1 protein-coding gene is annotated in these 636 nt (G+C 73.6%); it reads left to right on the top strand.

Annotated features, from left to right (window positions below):
• Positions 1-603: 6-phosphofructokinase (locus tag BIU89_RS06630; RefSeq protein WP_175474982.1), on the top strand; the 603-nt coding region annotated here is incomplete at its 5' end.
• Between the last annotated feature and the right edge of the window lie 33 nt (positions 604-636).

A 636-nucleotide genomic window follows, 5' to 3' on the forward strand; every position in this document is an offset into this window, starting at 1 on the left:
GCCGTCGCCATCGCGACCGAGGCGATGGACCGCCTGCGCACCACCGGTGAGTCGCACTCGCGCTGCATGGTCGCCGAGGTGATGGGCCGGCACGTGGGCTGGATCGCGCTGCACTCCGGCATGGCCGCGGGCGCGCACGCGATCCTCATCCCCGAGCAGAAGACGAGCATGGAACAGATCGCGAAGTGGGTGCGGGCCGCCTACGACCGCGGTCGCGCACCGCTCGTGGTGGTGGCCGAGGGCTTCGTCCCCGACCACGAGGACACGGCGCACACGGAGCGCGGGCTCGACGCCTTCGGGCGCCCGCGGCTCGGTGGCATCGGCGAGCGCCTCGCGCCGCTCATCGAGGAGATGACGGGCATCGAGACGCGGGCCACGACCCTGGGGCACATCCAGCGCGGTGGCACGCCGACCGCGTACGACCGGGTGCTGTCGACCCGGCTCGGGCTGGCGGCGATCGACTCGGTCGTCGAGGAGCGCTGGGGCCGGATGGTGGCGCTCCGGGGTACCGAGATCGAGCACGTCTCGTTCGAGGAGGCGCTCGGCGAGCTCAAGACCGTGCCGCAGGCGCGGTTCGACGAGGCCGCCATCATGTTCGGCTGAGTGGGGCGGGGCGGGGCTGGGGTCGGGGCGGGG

It is taken from the genome of Curtobacterium sp. MCBA15_005 (genome assembly GCF_001864855.1).
GTDB lineage: Bacteria > Actinomycetota > Actinomycetes > Actinomycetales > Microbacteriaceae > Curtobacterium > Curtobacterium flaccumfaciens.